The following is a 15213-nucleotide window of genomic DNA, read 5'->3' on the forward strand; positions in this document are numbered from 1 at the left end:
GGGTCCCGCCGCGGCCCGCTCACCCCGCGGCCTGCGCGTCCCGTACCGGCGTCCGGGCCTCCACGGCCATCCGGTCGCCGACACTCACCGCGAGCTCGCCCATCTGATGGGCGATCGCGGCGAGGTCGACGTCCGGGCCGGTGGTCTGCACGAGCAGGAGCGCGTTCGGGCCGGCCTGTGTGATCAGGCAGACGTACTCGTGCAGCTCCAGCAGGAGCTGACGCAGCCCGCCGCCGCGGAACTCCTCGCTGTAGGTGCGGGCGGCGCCGCGCAGGCTGGCGGCGATGGCCGCGTGCCGCTCGGCCTGGTCGTGACCGATGGAGGACGTCCGGGAGTGCAGCATGCCGTCGGTGCTGAGCAGGACCGCGCACTGGACTCCGTCGAGGGTGGCGAACCGCTCGTCGAGCAGCCAGCCGAGCTTGTTGGCGTGCGTGTCGGTGAACATCAGGCTCCTTCGGGGGTGGTGGGGCGCGCGCGGCTGGTGCCGGCGGCCCAGGCGGCGACCACGCTCGGTCGGCCCGGCTGGGCGTGCTCGTCACCGGTGGGCTGCCGCGGTGCGAGGGCCGCGCCGCGCCGGCGGACGGTCAGGCCAGTGGAAGTGGTCTGCGGCGCGGGCACCGCTGGCGCGGGCTGCGTGCTGGCGGCCGGCTCTTCGGGGACATGGGTGAGCAGGTGGCTGGGGAAGAAGAGCTGGACGCTCGTGCCCCGGTAGGAGTTGGGGGCCTCCAGGTCCACGCTGAAGCCGTACTCGCGGGCCAGGACCGCGGCCACCGCGAACCCGGTGCGCGGGTGCGCCCCGTGCTGGGTGACCGGCGCGGTCTTCTGACCGTTCAGGGTCTGGCGGGCGGCCATCACGGCCTCGCGGTTCATCTGCAGGCCGGCGTCGTCGATCCGGACCGTCAGGCCGTGGTGCCCGTTGAGCAGGCGCACGTCTACGGAGGCCGAGGAGGGCGAGTACTTCAGCGCGTTGTCGAGGAGCACCGCGATCGTGTGGACGGCCGGCCCGACTGCCCGGCTGGTCAGGGCGACATCGGATTCCTCGTGCTTGATCCGCTCGAACCCCTCCAGGTGGCCCATCGCCGCCTGGACCACGTCGGTGAAGGTGGTGGCCGGCCAGCGCCTCGACAGCTTTCCCCCGCCGAGAATCACGTAGTTCTGCGCCACCAGCAGCAGCTGCTGGACGAGACGGTCGATGGTGACGAGCGTCTCGTATGCCTCCCCGCCCGCGTGCCGGCGCACCCCCTCGCTGATCTGCCGGCTCACCTTCGATGCGATCACCACCAAGGACGCGGCGAAGCTGCGCACCGCCGCCTGGGCGGCCTCCTCGGCAGCCCGCTGGGCTTCGGCGGCCGCTGCGTCGGCGTCCTGCTTGACCTGGGACACCTGAACACTGGTGGCGGTCTCCGCGTCGTACTGCACCTGCCGCATCGCCGCGGCCACCGAAGCGACGACGGCACGCACCCGGTCGGCGATCACGGTGCCCGTCAGGGCGTCCGGCAGCGTGAAGTCGACGCCTTGTCCGGCGCCGGGCCGGACGACGGCCGCCTGGATCGCGGGCACCACCTCGTCGGCCACCTGCCCGAGGATCAGCTCGGCGGCCCGCAACTGCCGGGTCAGGTTCTCGGCATGCCGCTGCAACCTGTCGGACCGGCGGCGCTCCGCCCGCAGGGACCCCCGCAAGTGCCAGACCGCGCCTCCGCCCGCCAGGGCCAGCGCCGACGGCACGGCAACCGCTGCGGCTTCTATCAGAGTGCTCATCAGATCCCCACGGGCGTGCGATCGTCTCGGGCAGGTACGAAGTACGGAGGGCGGGTCGCGGGCGGCGGACACAGGGCGGCCATCAGCAGGAACGGGGCGCTGAAGACCCGTCCCTGCGCGTTGCCGAAGCGGGCCCAGCGCAGGTCGTCGCCCGGTCCGGCCGCGCGCGGCGGGACCTCGAGGAGGCCCTCGTCACGGTGCTCGGCCGGCCAGCTCCACTGCATGCCGTAGCCGGAGCCGGGCGGGAGGATAAGGACCCACTCGTCGGTGCACGCACGGGCCACGGCGGCGCCCACCGGATGAGGCCGGAACCCCTCGAAGCGGCTGATGACTTCCAGCGCGGCGCGACGGGGAATCGTCAGGGTGTCGAAGTGTTCCCCGATCACCGCGGCGAAGGGCTCGTCCGCCACTCTCAGGGGGAACAGGTCGCCGATGGTGATCTCCTGCGGTCCGGGGCAGCCTCCGTACGAGGGCGACGCGGCTCCGGGGCCAGCAGCCGCAAACCCCGCCGGGCGGAGGGAGGCCGCCCTCATCGCCCGGCCCCTGCCCCGACCAGCTCCCGGCCACACCGCGCGGTCTCCAGGGCAAGCTCGGACTGGATGATCGCCACGTGCGAGAAGCCCTGCGGGAAGTTCCCCAGCTGCCGCTCGTTGACGGGGTCCCACTCCTCGGCGAGCAGGCCGAGGTCGTTGCGGGCCCGCAGCAGGCCGTCCTGGAGGATCTCGGCCTCGTCGACGCGCCCGATGAGAGCGAGAGCGGTGACCAGCCACCCCGAGCAGATGAGGAAGGCGCCCTCGTCACCGGGCAGGCCGTCGACACCCGGCGCCGCGCCCTCGGTGTGGTAGCGCAGCAGGAACCCGCCCTTGATGGACAGCTCCTGCTGGATCGCCTCGATCGTGCCGATGAGCCGCTTGTCGTCCGGGGCCAGGAAGCCGGTGATGGCCAGCTGCAGCAGGGAGGCGTCCAGTGCCGACGAGCCGTACGACTGCGTGAAGGTGTTCCGCTGCTCGTCGTACCCGTCGCGGCAGACCTGCTCGTGGATCGTGTCCCGGATCTCCCGCCACCGCTCCACCGGACCCTGGCAGGCCCCGGATTCGACGAGCCGCACCGCCCGGTCGAAGCCGGTCCAGGCCATGACCTTGGAGTGGACGAACTGCCGGCGCGGGCCGCGGACCTCCCACACCCCCTCGTCCGGCTCCTCCCAACACGTCTCCAGGCAGCCCACCAGGTCCGTGATCAGTGGCGCGACAACCGCCGTCAGGCTCGGGTCGCGCTGCTGCGCCGCGTGCAGGGTGTTGATGACCTCGCCGTAGATGTCCAGCTGCAGCTGCTTGACGGCGCCGTTCCCGATCCGGACCGGGGCCGAGTTCTCGAAGCCCGGCAGCCAGTGCAGTACGGTCTCGGGCAGGTCTCGCTCGCCGCCGACCCCGTACATGACCTGCAAGTTCTCGGGGTGGCCGCCGATGACCATCCGGAGCCAGGCGATCCATTCCCTGGCCTCCTGCACGAAGCCGCAGGCCAGGAGCATCTCCACGATGAGGGCGGAGTCGCGCAGCCAGCAGAATGTGTAGTCCCAGTTCCGCACGCCGCCGATCTCTTCGGGCAGCGATGTCGTCGGCGCAGCCACGATGGCGCCGGTCAGCGCGTAGGTGAGGGCCTTGACCGTGATGAGGGACCGCTCGACGACTCCCCGGTGGGGCCCGGTGTAGGTGGACTGGGAGATCCAGTCCCTCCAGAAGTCCGCAGTCGCCTTCATCAGCCCGGTCGCGTCCGGCCTCGGCGGCGGGGCATCGTGGCCCTGCTCCCAGGACAGGGCGAAGGCGACGCGCTCGTCCGCGGACACGGTGAACTCCGACGACAAGTCACCGTCGGCCTCACGAGTGGGCGCGGAGGTGTCGAGCCATAGCCGGCCGTCACCGAGGTCGGCGCTCGCCCGGCGGCCGTCGACCTCGATCCGCGGCACGCGGATCCCGTACCCGGGGCGCGCCCGCATCAGGGACCGCATCGGCACCCTGCCGCTGACGCCGCGCACGATGCGGACCAGTTGCGGCGCCCCACCGGTGGCCGGCATGAAGTCGAGAACCTGGACCGTTCCGGTCGGGGTGATCCAGGTGGACTCCAGGATCAGCGTGCCGTCGAGGTAGCGCCGCCGGTCCGCAGCTGCGGGCGCGGCACCGTCCGCACCAACCGGGCCGATGCGCCACAACCCGTGCGTCTCGGTCCCGAGCAGGCTCGTGAAGTGGGCCGGGGAGTCGAAGCGGGGCAGGCCCATCCAGTCGATGGCGCCGTCCCGGTCGACCAAGGCGGCCGTCCGCATGTTCCCGATGAAGCCGTGGTCCTCGATCCGTCCCACTCGCCGGGGCCGCACCAGAGCGTTCCTGGGGGTCGGGATCAGCGCACCGGCAACCGCTGCCCCGAGAGGCAGGGATTGGTGCGGAGACATGAGGCGGCTTTCCATGGTGTCCGATCTCTACGGGCCCGGAAGAGACCGGGCGGTTGCGGGTGGGCATGGTGGAGGGGCGGCTTCGCCGCGTTCATCGGCAGAGAGCAGCTTGAGAGGGCCTAGGGCGGCGGGGCCTTGGTGGGACGCGACTTCGTCGCCAGGGCGGTCATGGCGTGCGCGCGGGCCAGGCGCCGGGCGATGACCTCGAAGCGGGGGTCCGGCCTGGACGTCCGCAGGCAGTGTTCGTGGAGGAGTTCGTCCAGGACGCGGTCGGCGTCGATGCTGTCGTCGGCGCGGACGAGCTCGGCGTAGGCGGCGAGCGCGTCCCGCCGTGCGGCCCAGTACGGTGCCGCCGCGCTGTCGGGCCCGGTTTCCACCAGGCGGCCGATGTCCTGCTGGACGTCCCGCGGAAGGCGCCCGCCCGTGCTGTCCTTCGGCTGGCCGACCCACCAGGTGTGTCCGGCTTCCCGGCCTCCGAGGAATCCCTCGACGATGTCGAGAAGCCCGACGACCACCTCCGCTCGGAGGTCGGCTCCGGCCCCACGGGACGCCGCCTGGTGGGCGATGCCGGCGGAGTCCGCCGCCATCACTGTCTCCGCAGCCTTCAGCAGCGGTCCGTCGCCCCACCGGCCGGGGTGCGGGCGGTAGGGCACGAGGATAAGGTCGCGCAGCGCACCAGACTCCATGAGCGGGTCGGCCCAGGCGCCGATGTGGCCTGCGGCTGCCCCGGTCGTCTCCGGGTCGTCAACGCGCACGGTCAGCTCCAGGTACGGGGCGAGCCCGTCCTGGCAGCGGATCCACCACGCCACGTCGCCGAGGTCCGCCAAGAGCCCCGGCAGGTGGTCGGCGAGCAGATCCCTCCGCCCCTGGACCGGTCCGTGAAGCCGTGCCTCGACGTACCGCGAGCCGCCGATGGTGTGCGCCCTAAGGGCGGGCTCGGCGACCGTGCTCAGGTCCGGCGCGGGCCGGGCCGGGCCGACCGCGCGCAGGAGCGTGACCACCTCGACCGGGCGCCCGGCCCAGCCGTGGGCATCGAACGACGGAGCCTCGACGAGGTGGAGGGGGCCGAAGCGGTGATCGGATGTCTGCTCGCGGAGCAGCGCGAGGTCGCCGGGACGGGTGAGGTCGAGGGACAAACGCTGGTCGAAGCGCTCCGCGAGCACCCGGTCGGGGATCCGGCGCTGGTCACGGAGGGTCGCCAGGGTGTCCTCCCACCGTGCCGTTGAGGCCCGGGGGCCGGGCAGGTCCCAGGAGTTGAGCCGCCACATCGCCGGGCTCAGCACGCTCCGCCCTGTGACGACCCGGGGCAGGACCGGCAGGTGTCGGGCGGCCCCCCAGTGCATGGGACGCAGCGTTCCGACCGGGCCGGTCATCCGTACGGCCTGGCCGCGGACGAGTTCGTCCAGGAAGCGGACGAGGGGCGGGGTCTGGCACTCGATCTGGAGCGGGTGCGGGGTGCCTGCCTCGATGACCTGCCGGCGGGAGCGGGAGACGAGGTGGAGAGCCTGTCCGTCGCACATGACCGCCAGGTCGGACAGCTCGATCAGGTCGTCGGCCGGTTCCCGGTACTCGGATAGCGGGATGACGGCGGGCATCAGCTGCGGGGTGCGGGTGATGTGCACCCCGGAGGGGGAAAGGGCCGGGAAGGACAGCTGGGCAGTCAGCGCGCTGGCTGTGCTGGTCGGCCGGTTGGCCAATTCGTCCAGCAGGGGGCTGGAGGGTCGAGTCGCGAGTAGCGCGGCGAATCGTCCCCCGCTCAGATAGCCCCACCCCCGCGAGGCGGCGCGGACGGCGAGCTCGAAGGTGCCGGAGGCGAGGGCGTTCAGGGAGGGACTGTGGACCTCGAAGAGGAGTTCCAGGTGCGGAGGCAGTTCCATGGCGTCCGGAGCGCCGACCTCGATCCGTTCCACCAGCTCGTCGTCGAGGACGACGTCCTCCCCGGTGAGCGTCGCGTGCTGGGCGGTGGCCAAGAGGACGGAATCGCGAGGGGACATGCGGTGCCAGGCGGTGCCGGCCGTGGGAGTGGTGTGGTAGCCGTCGGGCAGCCCTAACCCGGTGGGGCTGGTCAGCTCGAGCAGCGGCACCAGCACGTGGGGGCCGTAGTGGTCCAGGAACCGCTGGCGGTAACCCGTCCAGGCCTCGTACCCGTCGGGTTCCGGGCTGATCCGGGCGAGCATCTCGGCGGCCGTCTCCGCCTCCCGCGCCACCTCGCGAGGCAGTACGACCGTTCCGTCCACCAGGACGTCGAGCGCGACAGGCTGGTCGTCTCCCGGCACGTACGAGACCATCCGTTCCCGGACCTGGGCTCGGAGGGAAGCCTGAGCCCGGCCGGCTGCCCGGTTGTGGGTGGCCATGAGCCGGTGGATGTCGCCCAGCGCGCTCACAAGTTCGGCGGCCTCGGGGAGGCGGTCAGCACCCACGCGGGCGAGCTCGCGGATCACGTAGCCCAGTCCGTCGACGTCCGTAGCCGGTGGCTGCAGAGAGGTGATCAGCACGCGCTGGGCGACCAGCTCGTCCAGCAGTGCCCTCACGGCCGGTTCGAAGTGCTCGGGGAAGTCGGCCCAGATCTTGTGAAGCAGCTCGTTGTAGGGGACGGGGGAAGCAGCGAGGTCGGTCAGCACCCGCACTTCCGGCTCCAGACGCAGCGAGACCTCGTGCACCTCGGTCCCCTTCGCGTCCAAACGCCGCTGCTGCCAGGGGACGACGAGCCGGCCGCCGCGGGGCGCAGCCACATTCGACGCCATCAGCCACAGCCGCTCGCGAACGCGCGGCATCGCTTCCAACTGGCTAACGATGTCCGTGAGCCACTGCGAGCCCGCCCGTGCCACGGCCTGGTGCTCCTCGCCCCACTGGACCACCGTCGCGGTGCCGAAACTGGCCTCCAGCACTCCGGCGAACAGCCCGAACGGCACCGGGCGGGTCACAGCGCGCTGGCAGTAGGCCGCCAGCGACAGCAGCATGCCGCGGATCCGACCCGGATCGACCTCACCCTGTGCGGTGAGAGCGTCGAGGCTCCGGGCCAAGTCGGGGCTGGCGTGCTGGACCATGTCCCGGACCTCCGGCAGCGCCCATGCCTGCTGGATCCAAGCGTGGGCCTCATCCGGTGTGCCGCTCGCGGAGGGGACCGGCGGCAGGGCAAGGCGCGCGCTCGGGTGGCAGACGGCCCGGAGCAAGGCGGGCTTTACGCTCACGAAGCGCACTCTGCTGCTGGCGGTGCTCATGCCTCTCCCTTGGTCGTGAACTCTGGCTGCTGGGCCCGCGTCCGGCCCGCTTCTCAAACGGCCGACCTGCGGCCGGTGAGGAAGAACCTGTCGAGCGCGTCGGCCGTGTCGGGTACGACCGCGTCACAGACTTCGATCCGCCGGAGAAGCGAATCGGTCTCGCGCCCGTCGTTGGTTGCCCGCTCCGCGTGTTGGAGCCGGGGATCGTCCGCCTGTCGGGCCGGAGGGTGCTCGTTGATCATTTCTCGCCTGCCTCTGCGTCGTGCTCTGGTTCGTCGGGCCGTGTTCGCTCCCACCGCGGCCCGACGATCACCAGAACGCCCATCCCGCCCACGACGACCACCAGCAGAATCGCTACGTCCGCCGTCAGTCCCATCGCCTCGCCCTATTTCGTGCGGAACATCGCCGGCCGTCCATACCAGCGGCGCCCTGAGAGGACGACGACTGTAAGCGGTTCGAAATGGACGTTTGCTCACAGCTGTGAGCAGCTGTCAAAGGCCTGGTCATGTCGGGTGCGTGGACTCCGAGAAAGTGGACTCCACCCCGCTCCTCGACGGGCTGGACACAGCGCCGAGCGCGGTCGACACGCACCGTTCCAGCGGCTGGCAGGTATCCACCACGACCTTCGGCTCCGGGATGGGATCCGTGCCGGCATCCTTCGGTCTGGGCAGCGGATCCGGAACACCGGCTGCTGCCGACCTGGCCCTCGCCGACGCCACCTCGTCGGGACACACGCACTCGACGATGTGCAGCACGTGGCCAAGGCTCGAAGCGAATCGGCGCAGAGACAGAACGTCCCGGTTCCGGGTGAGGGGGCGTCCGTCGAGCACGATGACCGTCCCTGGTGCCGTGTCGAGGTTCCACGACGCCGCCTTCAGCACTCCTTCGTACAACCAGTCGTTCAGTTCCGGAGGAGCCGCGACCAGGTTGGGGAAGAGGACCTTCCGCAGCGCAGCCGTGTCGAGCAAGATCCCCGGCAAGGCTTCCGCCAAGGCGCGGGCGAGGGTGGACTTGCCGGTGAAGGGTCGGCCGCCTAAGGCGACGATCATGCACTCTCCTGTGAGCACTCGAATCCATGTCCGCTCCCGGTCACGCCGGCTGGGGCAACAGCTCGGGCAGGGCAGCCGGCTGCGGGCACTGGAAGAAGGCCCACACCGCCTTCCCGCTGACACCCTGCTGGCCGCTGCGAGGGGCCGCGGTCCAGCCGTCGGACTCTGCGTTGACGAGGACCAGACCGCGCCCGCAGTCGGCAAAGGGGGACGGGCGGATCTTCACCTTCGGGATGTCGCCGGAGTTGTCCGTCACCATGACCCCGAGCGCGAAGCCCCGCTTGAAGACGAGCGTGACCCCCACGGACTCGATCTCCTCCGGCGGTCGAGTTCGGCCGTGCACGACTGCGTTGGTGACCAACTCGCTGATGACCAGCAGCACTCGATCGACGAGGTCGTCATCCTCGGGCAGACCCCAGAGCACGAGCTGGCGCCGAACGAAGCGGCGGGCCTGACCCACGTTGCTTTCCCGGCTCTCGATCTCGACGGCGACTCGCTCAATCCCATCGCCGTATGCCAGCACCGCCAGGAATTCCCCGCTCTTCAAGGATGTCAACGCGCCCACCTCCCGGTTCTGGTAGGCGGGCGCCACCCGCCATCGGCTCCGAGGCCGCATGACGAGGTGGCACCCGCCGTGAGTCCGCCTGCCGGGGCGTCAGGTCCTCCGGCCAGCGGACGGCTTGTCGGGCTTCCGAGATCAGCAGGATTCGCCTGAGGCTGGCGCCGGGCAACCGCGACGGTTGACTGATCAGTGACCCCGGCTACCTGAAGTAACTGATCTGGTCACTGATCTGTGAAGAAGTCACTGTTCTTGACGCAGAGTCGATGGCTCGTCACTACGATTTCGAGAATCGATCCGGGCTGAGGAGGTGCTGATGGACCGCACGCCGCACGGCCCGTCCTGTGCCAAGCGGTTACGACAAGAGGCCACTCGGCGGGGTGCGTCACCCGGCGAGATCGCCCACGTCATCCATACCCACTGCGCGGTATCTCTCCTACGAGCCCAGCGCCTCGCCCGCGGGCTGACGCTGCAGGAGGCAGCCCAGGGCTTGAACGAAGTCAGCGCCGGACGTGTCGACGCCCCGCGGGTGGACGGCGACCAGCTAGGGCACTGGGAGAAGGGCCGCCAACCGCGCCCGGCAACGCTCGGGCTCCTGTGCGAGTTCTACGGCCACTGCGCACCCGAGGATCTGGGGTTCACGAGCGCGGAGGCTGCCGTGCCGTCGCGGTCATCCGCCCTGGCCATGACGGGGCGCCTACTGCCCTCGCCCAACGCTGTGCGGGCGCCCTTCACCGTCGACGCGTTGGAACAGCAAGTCGACGCCGCCCGACGCTCAGTGGACCGGACCCTGGCGGCCGGAACAGTCAGCTCGACCCAGCTCGACATGCTCGATGAGCAGGTGCTCTGGACGCGAGAGCAGTACGTATACACAGCTCCGGCGCCCATGATCAAGGTACTCCTGGACCAGCTCGCGGAGGTCGAGGACCTCGCGGCGCAACGGCAGCCGGCCGCCGTCCAGGTCCGGCTGTCCGAGCTGACCGCCATGCTTGCCACCTTGATCGCCGACGCCCTCATGAAGCTCGGGCACCTGTACCGGTCCCGGTCCTGGTACGCCACGGCGCGGAACGCCGCGGACGACAGCGGCAACACGGAACTCCGCGCCCGGGTGCGGGCGCAAGCTGCGATGCTCCCGTTCTACTACGGCCCCTTGGAGGAGGCGGTCGCCCTGACCCGGCAGGCCCGGATCATCAGCCGCGGACGTGCCAGCGCGACGGCCGCCTTCGCCTCGGCGGCCGAAGCACGCGCACTCGCCAAGCTGGGAGATACAGAAGGAGCCGAGGCAGCACTCCGGATCGCCACCGCCGTGTTCGAGCAGAGCGGAGCCGGAGGCCCGGCCGACAACGATGCCTTCGGCTTCCCCGAACGGCGATTCAGGCTCTACGAAAGCGGCACCCTGACGGCCCTCGGCAAAACGAGCCAGGCGCGTCGCGTCCAGGAGGCGGCCCTCCGCCTCTACCCCTCGAAGACCGGCATCGATCCGGCCCTGCTCAGTCTCGAGTCGGCCCTCTGCCTTGCGCACGACGGCAGCCCGACCGAGGCATGCCAGTTGGCAGCCAGTACGTTCCTACGGATCGTTCCAGAGCACCGCACGCCAATCGTGGAAGAGCGGGCACGAGAGGTCATCGGGGCGCTGCCGCCGGGCGCGGAGTCAGGTCGCGCAGCGCGCGAGTTGCGCGAGATCCTCGCGCTTCCTCCCGGACAGATGTGACAGCGGCCGTACACGTCGGCGAGCCTGGACCCCATGACACAAGCTGCGCCGGCCCCCGGCGGGTACGACGAGTCCGAGATGTACCAGGTCCTGGAGCGAGGGTGTACGGCCGTCGGCCTCGACTCCTCCGACGCCCGCCTGCTCCGCGGGCACACGAACGCGGTCATTCTCCTGGAGAAGGAGCAGGTCGTCGTCAAGATCGCCCGACGCGGGTCACGCGTCGATGACGTGGCACGCACCGTCCAGTTCGTTCGGTGGCTCATGGCCGCCAGCTTCCCCACGGTTCCCCTGCACCCCGTCGACCAGCCCGTCGTCATCGACCAGCACGCCATCACCTTCTGGCAGTACCTGCCCCAGCCAGCTCAACCCCTTGCCGCAGCCCAGCTGGCGAAGCCTCTGTACGCACTCCACACGCTGCCGACTCCACCCGTTTCCCTGCCCGTCCACGACAACCTCGCAGCGATCCGCCGGTCTCTCTCCGCGATCACCTGTCTGCCCTCGGAGACGCTGTCGTTCTTGGGCGAGCACGCCGCGCAACTCGAGTCCGATCTGAACGCCGTTGAGTTCGAACTCCCGCAGGGAGTGATCCAGGGAGACCCTCAGCACCGCAATGCCCTGCATGTGGGCGACGGCAAGGCGGTGCTGTGCGACTGGGACACGGTGGCGCTCGGACAGCCGGAGTGGGACCTGATCACCGTAGAGGTTCACTGCCGACGTTTCGGTCACGGAGAACAGCACTACGGGGCCTTCGCCGACGCGTACGGGTGGGACGTCACGCGCTGGCCCGGATACCGCACCCTGGCGGCGATCCGCGAGCTGCGCATGATCACGACGAACGCGCGAAAGGTCCACCACGCCCCGAGCAGTCTTGAAGAGGTCCAACGACGGGTGGATGGGCTTCGCCGCCAAGACCAGCTCCTCGGCTGGAGCATCCTCTGACCCCAAGCAGTACGTGCGGGCACCGCGGGCTGAGGGGTGCGGTGCCCCTCGCCCCAGTCGATCCACAGGACGCGACCAGGCAAGTCTCCGGTACGGTCCGTGTACAACCTCTCTCTATCCTGTCGTGTTTTCCACGGGCATCCCTGCGACCGGCTCCCTCTCTTCGGATCAGACCCTTTTGAGGGGAAGCATCCCCTCTTTGTCAGACTGACAAAGAGGCAGGTCGGGTGGCATCATCACCCCGTGCCCAAAGGACGCCCCCTTCGCCCACAGAGCGCTGACCTGCGGAAACTCCGCCAGCAGCTCTACCAGATGCACGTCGATGCAGACGATCAGAGCCTCGCCCTGTGGCCAGATGACCGGGATTCCATCGGAATCCTCAGCTACACGCGGACTCACCACCGCGCTCTCCCGTCGGCCACCTTCGAGAACAAGCGCCGGGGCGAGCAGGCCGGCCTCCGACTGACACTGATCCGTCACCTACGCGAAGCCCTGGACCGCGAGGAACTCGCGGCCCTGGAAGACGCCCGTAGCGGCGGGCTCACCTGGCAGGCTGTCGCCGACCTGATCGGAGTCGAGTACCCGGGCAGCGCATCCAACCGTCTCGATCGGCTTCGCGCATCGGCAGCAGCACCCGATGGCCGGCGCACCCCTGCTGCTGGACGGAAGGCCGTTGCCGAGGAGGCCGCGGCAGCCGATCGTGAGCGCCGCGCCCAACTCGCCGTCGCGAGGCGATTCAACGAGGTATGTGGTGTCGCATCGAACCTTCTTCGGCAGATTGACGACCTCACATTGAACGAGGATGCCGAGGAATGGCTCGCTGCTGCGCAAGAGATCCTCGAAGAGGAGTCTCCAACTCCTACAGCACAGCAAGGACTGATCGCCTACATCAGCCTCGCGGCAACCGAAATCAAGCTGTTCGCAGCCACACAAGGCGTGCCTGCTGCCCGCACCAAGGAAGCCGAATCGGCACTCAATGACGCGCGGAACCTTTGAGTATCAAGCCTCCACAAGACAGCCTTCTCCACTGTCACACCCCCACCAGAAGATCTGACCACCACAGGTTTCGCGATCCTGATGAGCAACTGTTGCCGAACTAGAAGGCGCCCCAGAAGCACATCGGAACGCTCAGCCAACCGACCGATTCACCCCTCAACACCTCCCTTGGTTCCAGCAAGAGGTCGCCAATTTCCAACACGCCACTTGGGGTATTTTTGCCCACAAGCACGGACTGACCTCCTGCATCATCGACCACTACCAAGAGTGATTGATCTCCAATCTCACGAAGATTGAAGCAACCACACTAAGAGCATCTATGCAGGTCACAGAGCTAGATAAGTCTCTTGCCTAGTCGCTATCGCAGACCTCTTCAAGTCTCTCACCCAGCCTCACTAGCAGTGCTCTTGCAGTCCTTAGGCCGGCCTTCACCCCAGGGTGAAGCACGCTTCCTACATAGGTCTATGTACAGGTCGACCAGTACGACTCCCCTTCGACCTATGCAACACCCCTTCAACGCGCCTTCAGATAGCACCTTCATCAGGTCCATGAAACAGGCCGTACAAAGCTCCTTCCCTTGACCAGCGATACGACTGTAGAAACAGGCTGCACATAGCCTTTGCCTTCGGCCAGTGATACGACTGCACTCACGATCTAGCTCCCGGCCTATACCGGGTCCGATAGTTCGACCTCAGGTGCACCCAACCATCAGAACCCACTGGAGACCCGACTAGCAGCCCCTCTGACGGCCCCAATTACGAACACCCGATCAAACTAGGCATAGTCCGAATCACCGGGCAGTCGAAAGGTTCACTATTGGATCGATCTGACGGACGCCCCAGAGACTCGCCTGTAGACCTGCTGAACCAACAGGTGACCAGCCAACCGTGGGAATCAACGACAGACCCATCACGAGACTCAGCGAAAGAACCACCTGGCAATCGTCCATGCGGTCTGACACATGGATGCCTGAACGAACCCAGGTAGGCCACGGGGTGGGAGCCGCTCAGCAGCCAGACCCTCGGGTAAGCTGCCGTCCCGTCTCTACACCAGGGGCGCGAACTGCTCGTTGACCCAGGTCGGAGTCCACCATCGGACGCCACACGGCGCCCGTCGATCGCTCGGAGGGGAACCCGCACTGATGACCGTCGATGAACTCACGCTTCCCGACTTCTCACTTGAGCCGTTCACGCCCTCGACGTCACCCGACGTGCTGAATCGGTTCGTGGAGTCGCTCCGCCCCTTCCTGACACGGGTCATCGCCGTGTTCAACGGCAAGGGCGGCCAGGGCAAGACGAGCATCGCGTCGCACACGGCCGGCCTTCTCGCCGAAGGAGAGGCCGCGAAGGCGGCGGAGGGCCAGGAGGCCGGCCGTGTCCTGCTCATCGAAGTCGATGCCCAGGGCAACACGCTTCACGACCTCGGCATCAAGGGCCACGCGCTGAACGACGACGGCAAGTCCCTCGCCATCGCCCTCCAGTTCGGCGACCTGCCCAAGATCATTCGCGATGTACGCCCCCACCTCGACGTGGTCCCGAGCGGCAAGCAGCTGGAGCAGATCCCGTTCCAGATGGTCACCATGCAGAGCAAGCACGGCCAGGCAGCCAACCTGAGCCTGGCCGTGATGCTCGCCAAGCTGTCCCGCGAGTACGCCTGGATCGTGATCGACTGCCCGCCGGTCACCAAAGAGCCCCAGCTCCTTGCACTGTGCGCGGCCAGGTGGGTGCTGGCCCCGGTCTCGACGGGCGACACCTCGTCAATCGACGGACTCGGTGGCGTATCACACCGCTTCGAAGAGACCGCCCATCTCAACCCCGATCTGGAGCTCTTGGGCGCGGTTCTCTTCGGGTTCGCCCACCGGTACTACACCGACAAGAAGACGAAGGAGAAGCGACCGGTCGGCCTGTGGGTCCAAGCACGGGAGCGGATCCAGACGCTGCTGGCTGAGGCCGGCTCGGATGCTCCCGTCTTCCAGGCGGTCATCCGAGACGCAGAGGGGGTCGCGGTCAACTGCCGGGACAGGGGCCAGTTGGCGTACGAGGTCGCCGAAGCGTCCGACGGCATCAAGTGGTGGGAGAAGAAGCGCGGCCAGAACGGAACCGTGCTCCCCACGGAACGTGCTGAAGAGGTGGGCCGCGACTACGAAGATCTGGTCGTCGAGATCGTTGAGCGCGTGGTTCAGGTAGAGCAGGAGGAGGCCCTGGCCGCATGACCGAGACCTACACGAACGGTCCGGTGACCCCGCCGAAGCCCCAGGTTGCCGGGCTGGGACGGCGCCGCGGATCCCGCGTGGCTGCGGCCGGAAGCCAGTCTGCCGGTACGGCGCCTGCAGGCGCCGTACCGGCCACCTTCGCAGGGGGTGGCGCAGCGGTTCCTCCTCCTACTGCCCCGGCCCCTGTCCCCTCCATCGATCCGGAGGCCGAGGAGAAGCGCAAGGCCGAAGAGGCCGCCCGCGCCGAAGCCGAAGCCGAAGCCGAGGAGAAGCGCAAGGCCGAAGAGGCCGCCCGCGCCGAAGCCGAAGCCGAAGCCGAGGAGAA

The 15213-nt window shown here is 68.8% G+C and carries 11 protein-coding genes and 1 pseudogene; 5 read left to right on the plus strand and 7 right to left on the minus strand.

The window, feature by feature from the left end:
- Nucleotides 1-19: 19 nt before the first annotated feature.
- The 7 genes from CIB93_RS05150 to CIB93_RS05185 all read right to left on the minus strand — a co-directional run bounded on the left by CIB93_RS05150 (nt 20) and on the right by CIB93_RS05185 (nt 9063).
- Nucleotides 20-445: a roadblock/LC7 domain-containing protein gene (locus CIB93_RS05150; protein WP_096624488.1), complete on the minus strand. Its 426-nt coding sequence runs from the start codon at nt 443-445 to the stop codon at nt 20-22.
- Nucleotides 445-1758: an ATP-binding protein gene (locus tag CIB93_RS05155; protein ID WP_143659991.1), complete on the minus strand. Its 1314-nt coding sequence runs from the start codon at nt 1756-1758 to the stop codon at nt 445-447. The genes CIB93_RS05150 and CIB93_RS05155 overlap by 1 nt, the downstream gene beginning before the upstream one ends.
- Complete coding sequence (locus CIB93_RS05160; protein ID WP_143659992.1) at nt 1758-2291, minus strand: hypothetical protein; 534 nt, start codon at nt 2289-2291, stop codon at nt 1758-1760. The genes CIB93_RS05155 and CIB93_RS05160 overlap by 1 nt, the downstream gene beginning before the upstream one ends.
- Complete coding sequence (locus tag CIB93_RS05165; protein WP_306454801.1) at nt 2288-4126, minus strand: glycoside hydrolase family 15 protein; 1839 nt, start codon at nt 4124-4126, stop codon at nt 2288-2290. Before CIB93_RS05165 ends, CIB93_RS05160 begins: the two co-directional genes overlap by 4 nt.
- A gap of 194 nt (nt 4127-4320) precedes the next feature.
- Nucleotides 4321-7392: a lantibiotic dehydratase gene (locus CIB93_RS05170; protein ID WP_179499975.1), complete on the minus strand. Its 3072-nt coding sequence runs from the start codon at nt 7390-7392 to the stop codon at nt 4321-4323.
- 533 nt (nt 7393-7925) lie between these two features.
- The gene (locus CIB93_RS05180; RefSeq protein ID WP_096624500.1) at nt 7926-8471 is read right to left on the minus strand and encodes an AAA family ATPase; all 546 of its coding nucleotides are present in this window, start codon (nt 8469-8471) and stop codon (nt 7926-7928) included.
- Nucleotides 8472-8511: 40 nt separating this feature from the next.
- Nucleotides 8512-9063: an anti-sigma regulatory factor gene (locus tag CIB93_RS05185; protein ID WP_257002030.1), complete on the minus strand. Its 552-nt coding sequence runs from the start codon at nt 9061-9063 to the stop codon at nt 8512-8514.
- Nucleotides 9064-9346: 283 nt separating this feature from the next.
- Between CIB93_RS05185 and CIB93_RS05190 the strand changes: the two genes are divergently transcribed.
- From CIB93_RS05190 to CIB93_RS37705, 5 genes and pseudogenes are all read left to right on the plus strand, one after another.
- A complete protein-coding gene (locus CIB93_RS05190; RefSeq protein WP_096624502.1) occupies nt 9347-10741 on the plus strand; it encodes a helix-turn-helix transcriptional regulator in 1395 nt (464 codons plus the stop codon).
- Nucleotides 10742-10774: 33 nt separating this feature from the next.
- Nucleotides 10775-11680, plus strand: coding sequence for a phosphotransferase family protein (locus tag CIB93_RS05195; RefSeq protein ID WP_096624504.1), 906 nt, complete (start codon nt 10775-10777; stop codon nt 11678-11680).
- Between the two features lie 243 nt (nt 11681-11923).
- A complete protein-coding gene (locus CIB93_RS37385) occupies nt 11924-12676 on the plus strand; it encodes a hypothetical protein (protein ID WP_143659994.1) in 753 nt (250 codons plus the stop codon).
- Nucleotides 12677-13817: 1141 nt separating this feature from the next.
- Nucleotides 13818-14888 carry a ParA family protein gene (locus CIB93_RS05210; protein WP_096624510.1) on the plus strand — a complete coding sequence of 357 codons (1071 nt, stop codon included), beginning with the start codon at nt 13818-13820 and terminating at the stop codon, nt 14886-14888.
- A pseudogene (locus CIB93_RS37705) lies at nt 14885-15213 on the plus strand (hypothetical protein); the annotation flags it as partial. The gene CIB93_RS05210 and the pseudogene CIB93_RS37705, both read left to right, overlap by 4 nt.

Source organism: Streptomyces sp. WZ.A104, from assembly GCF_002382885.1.
Taxonomy (GTDB): Bacteria; Actinomycetota; Actinomycetes; order Streptomycetales; family Streptomycetaceae; genus Streptomyces.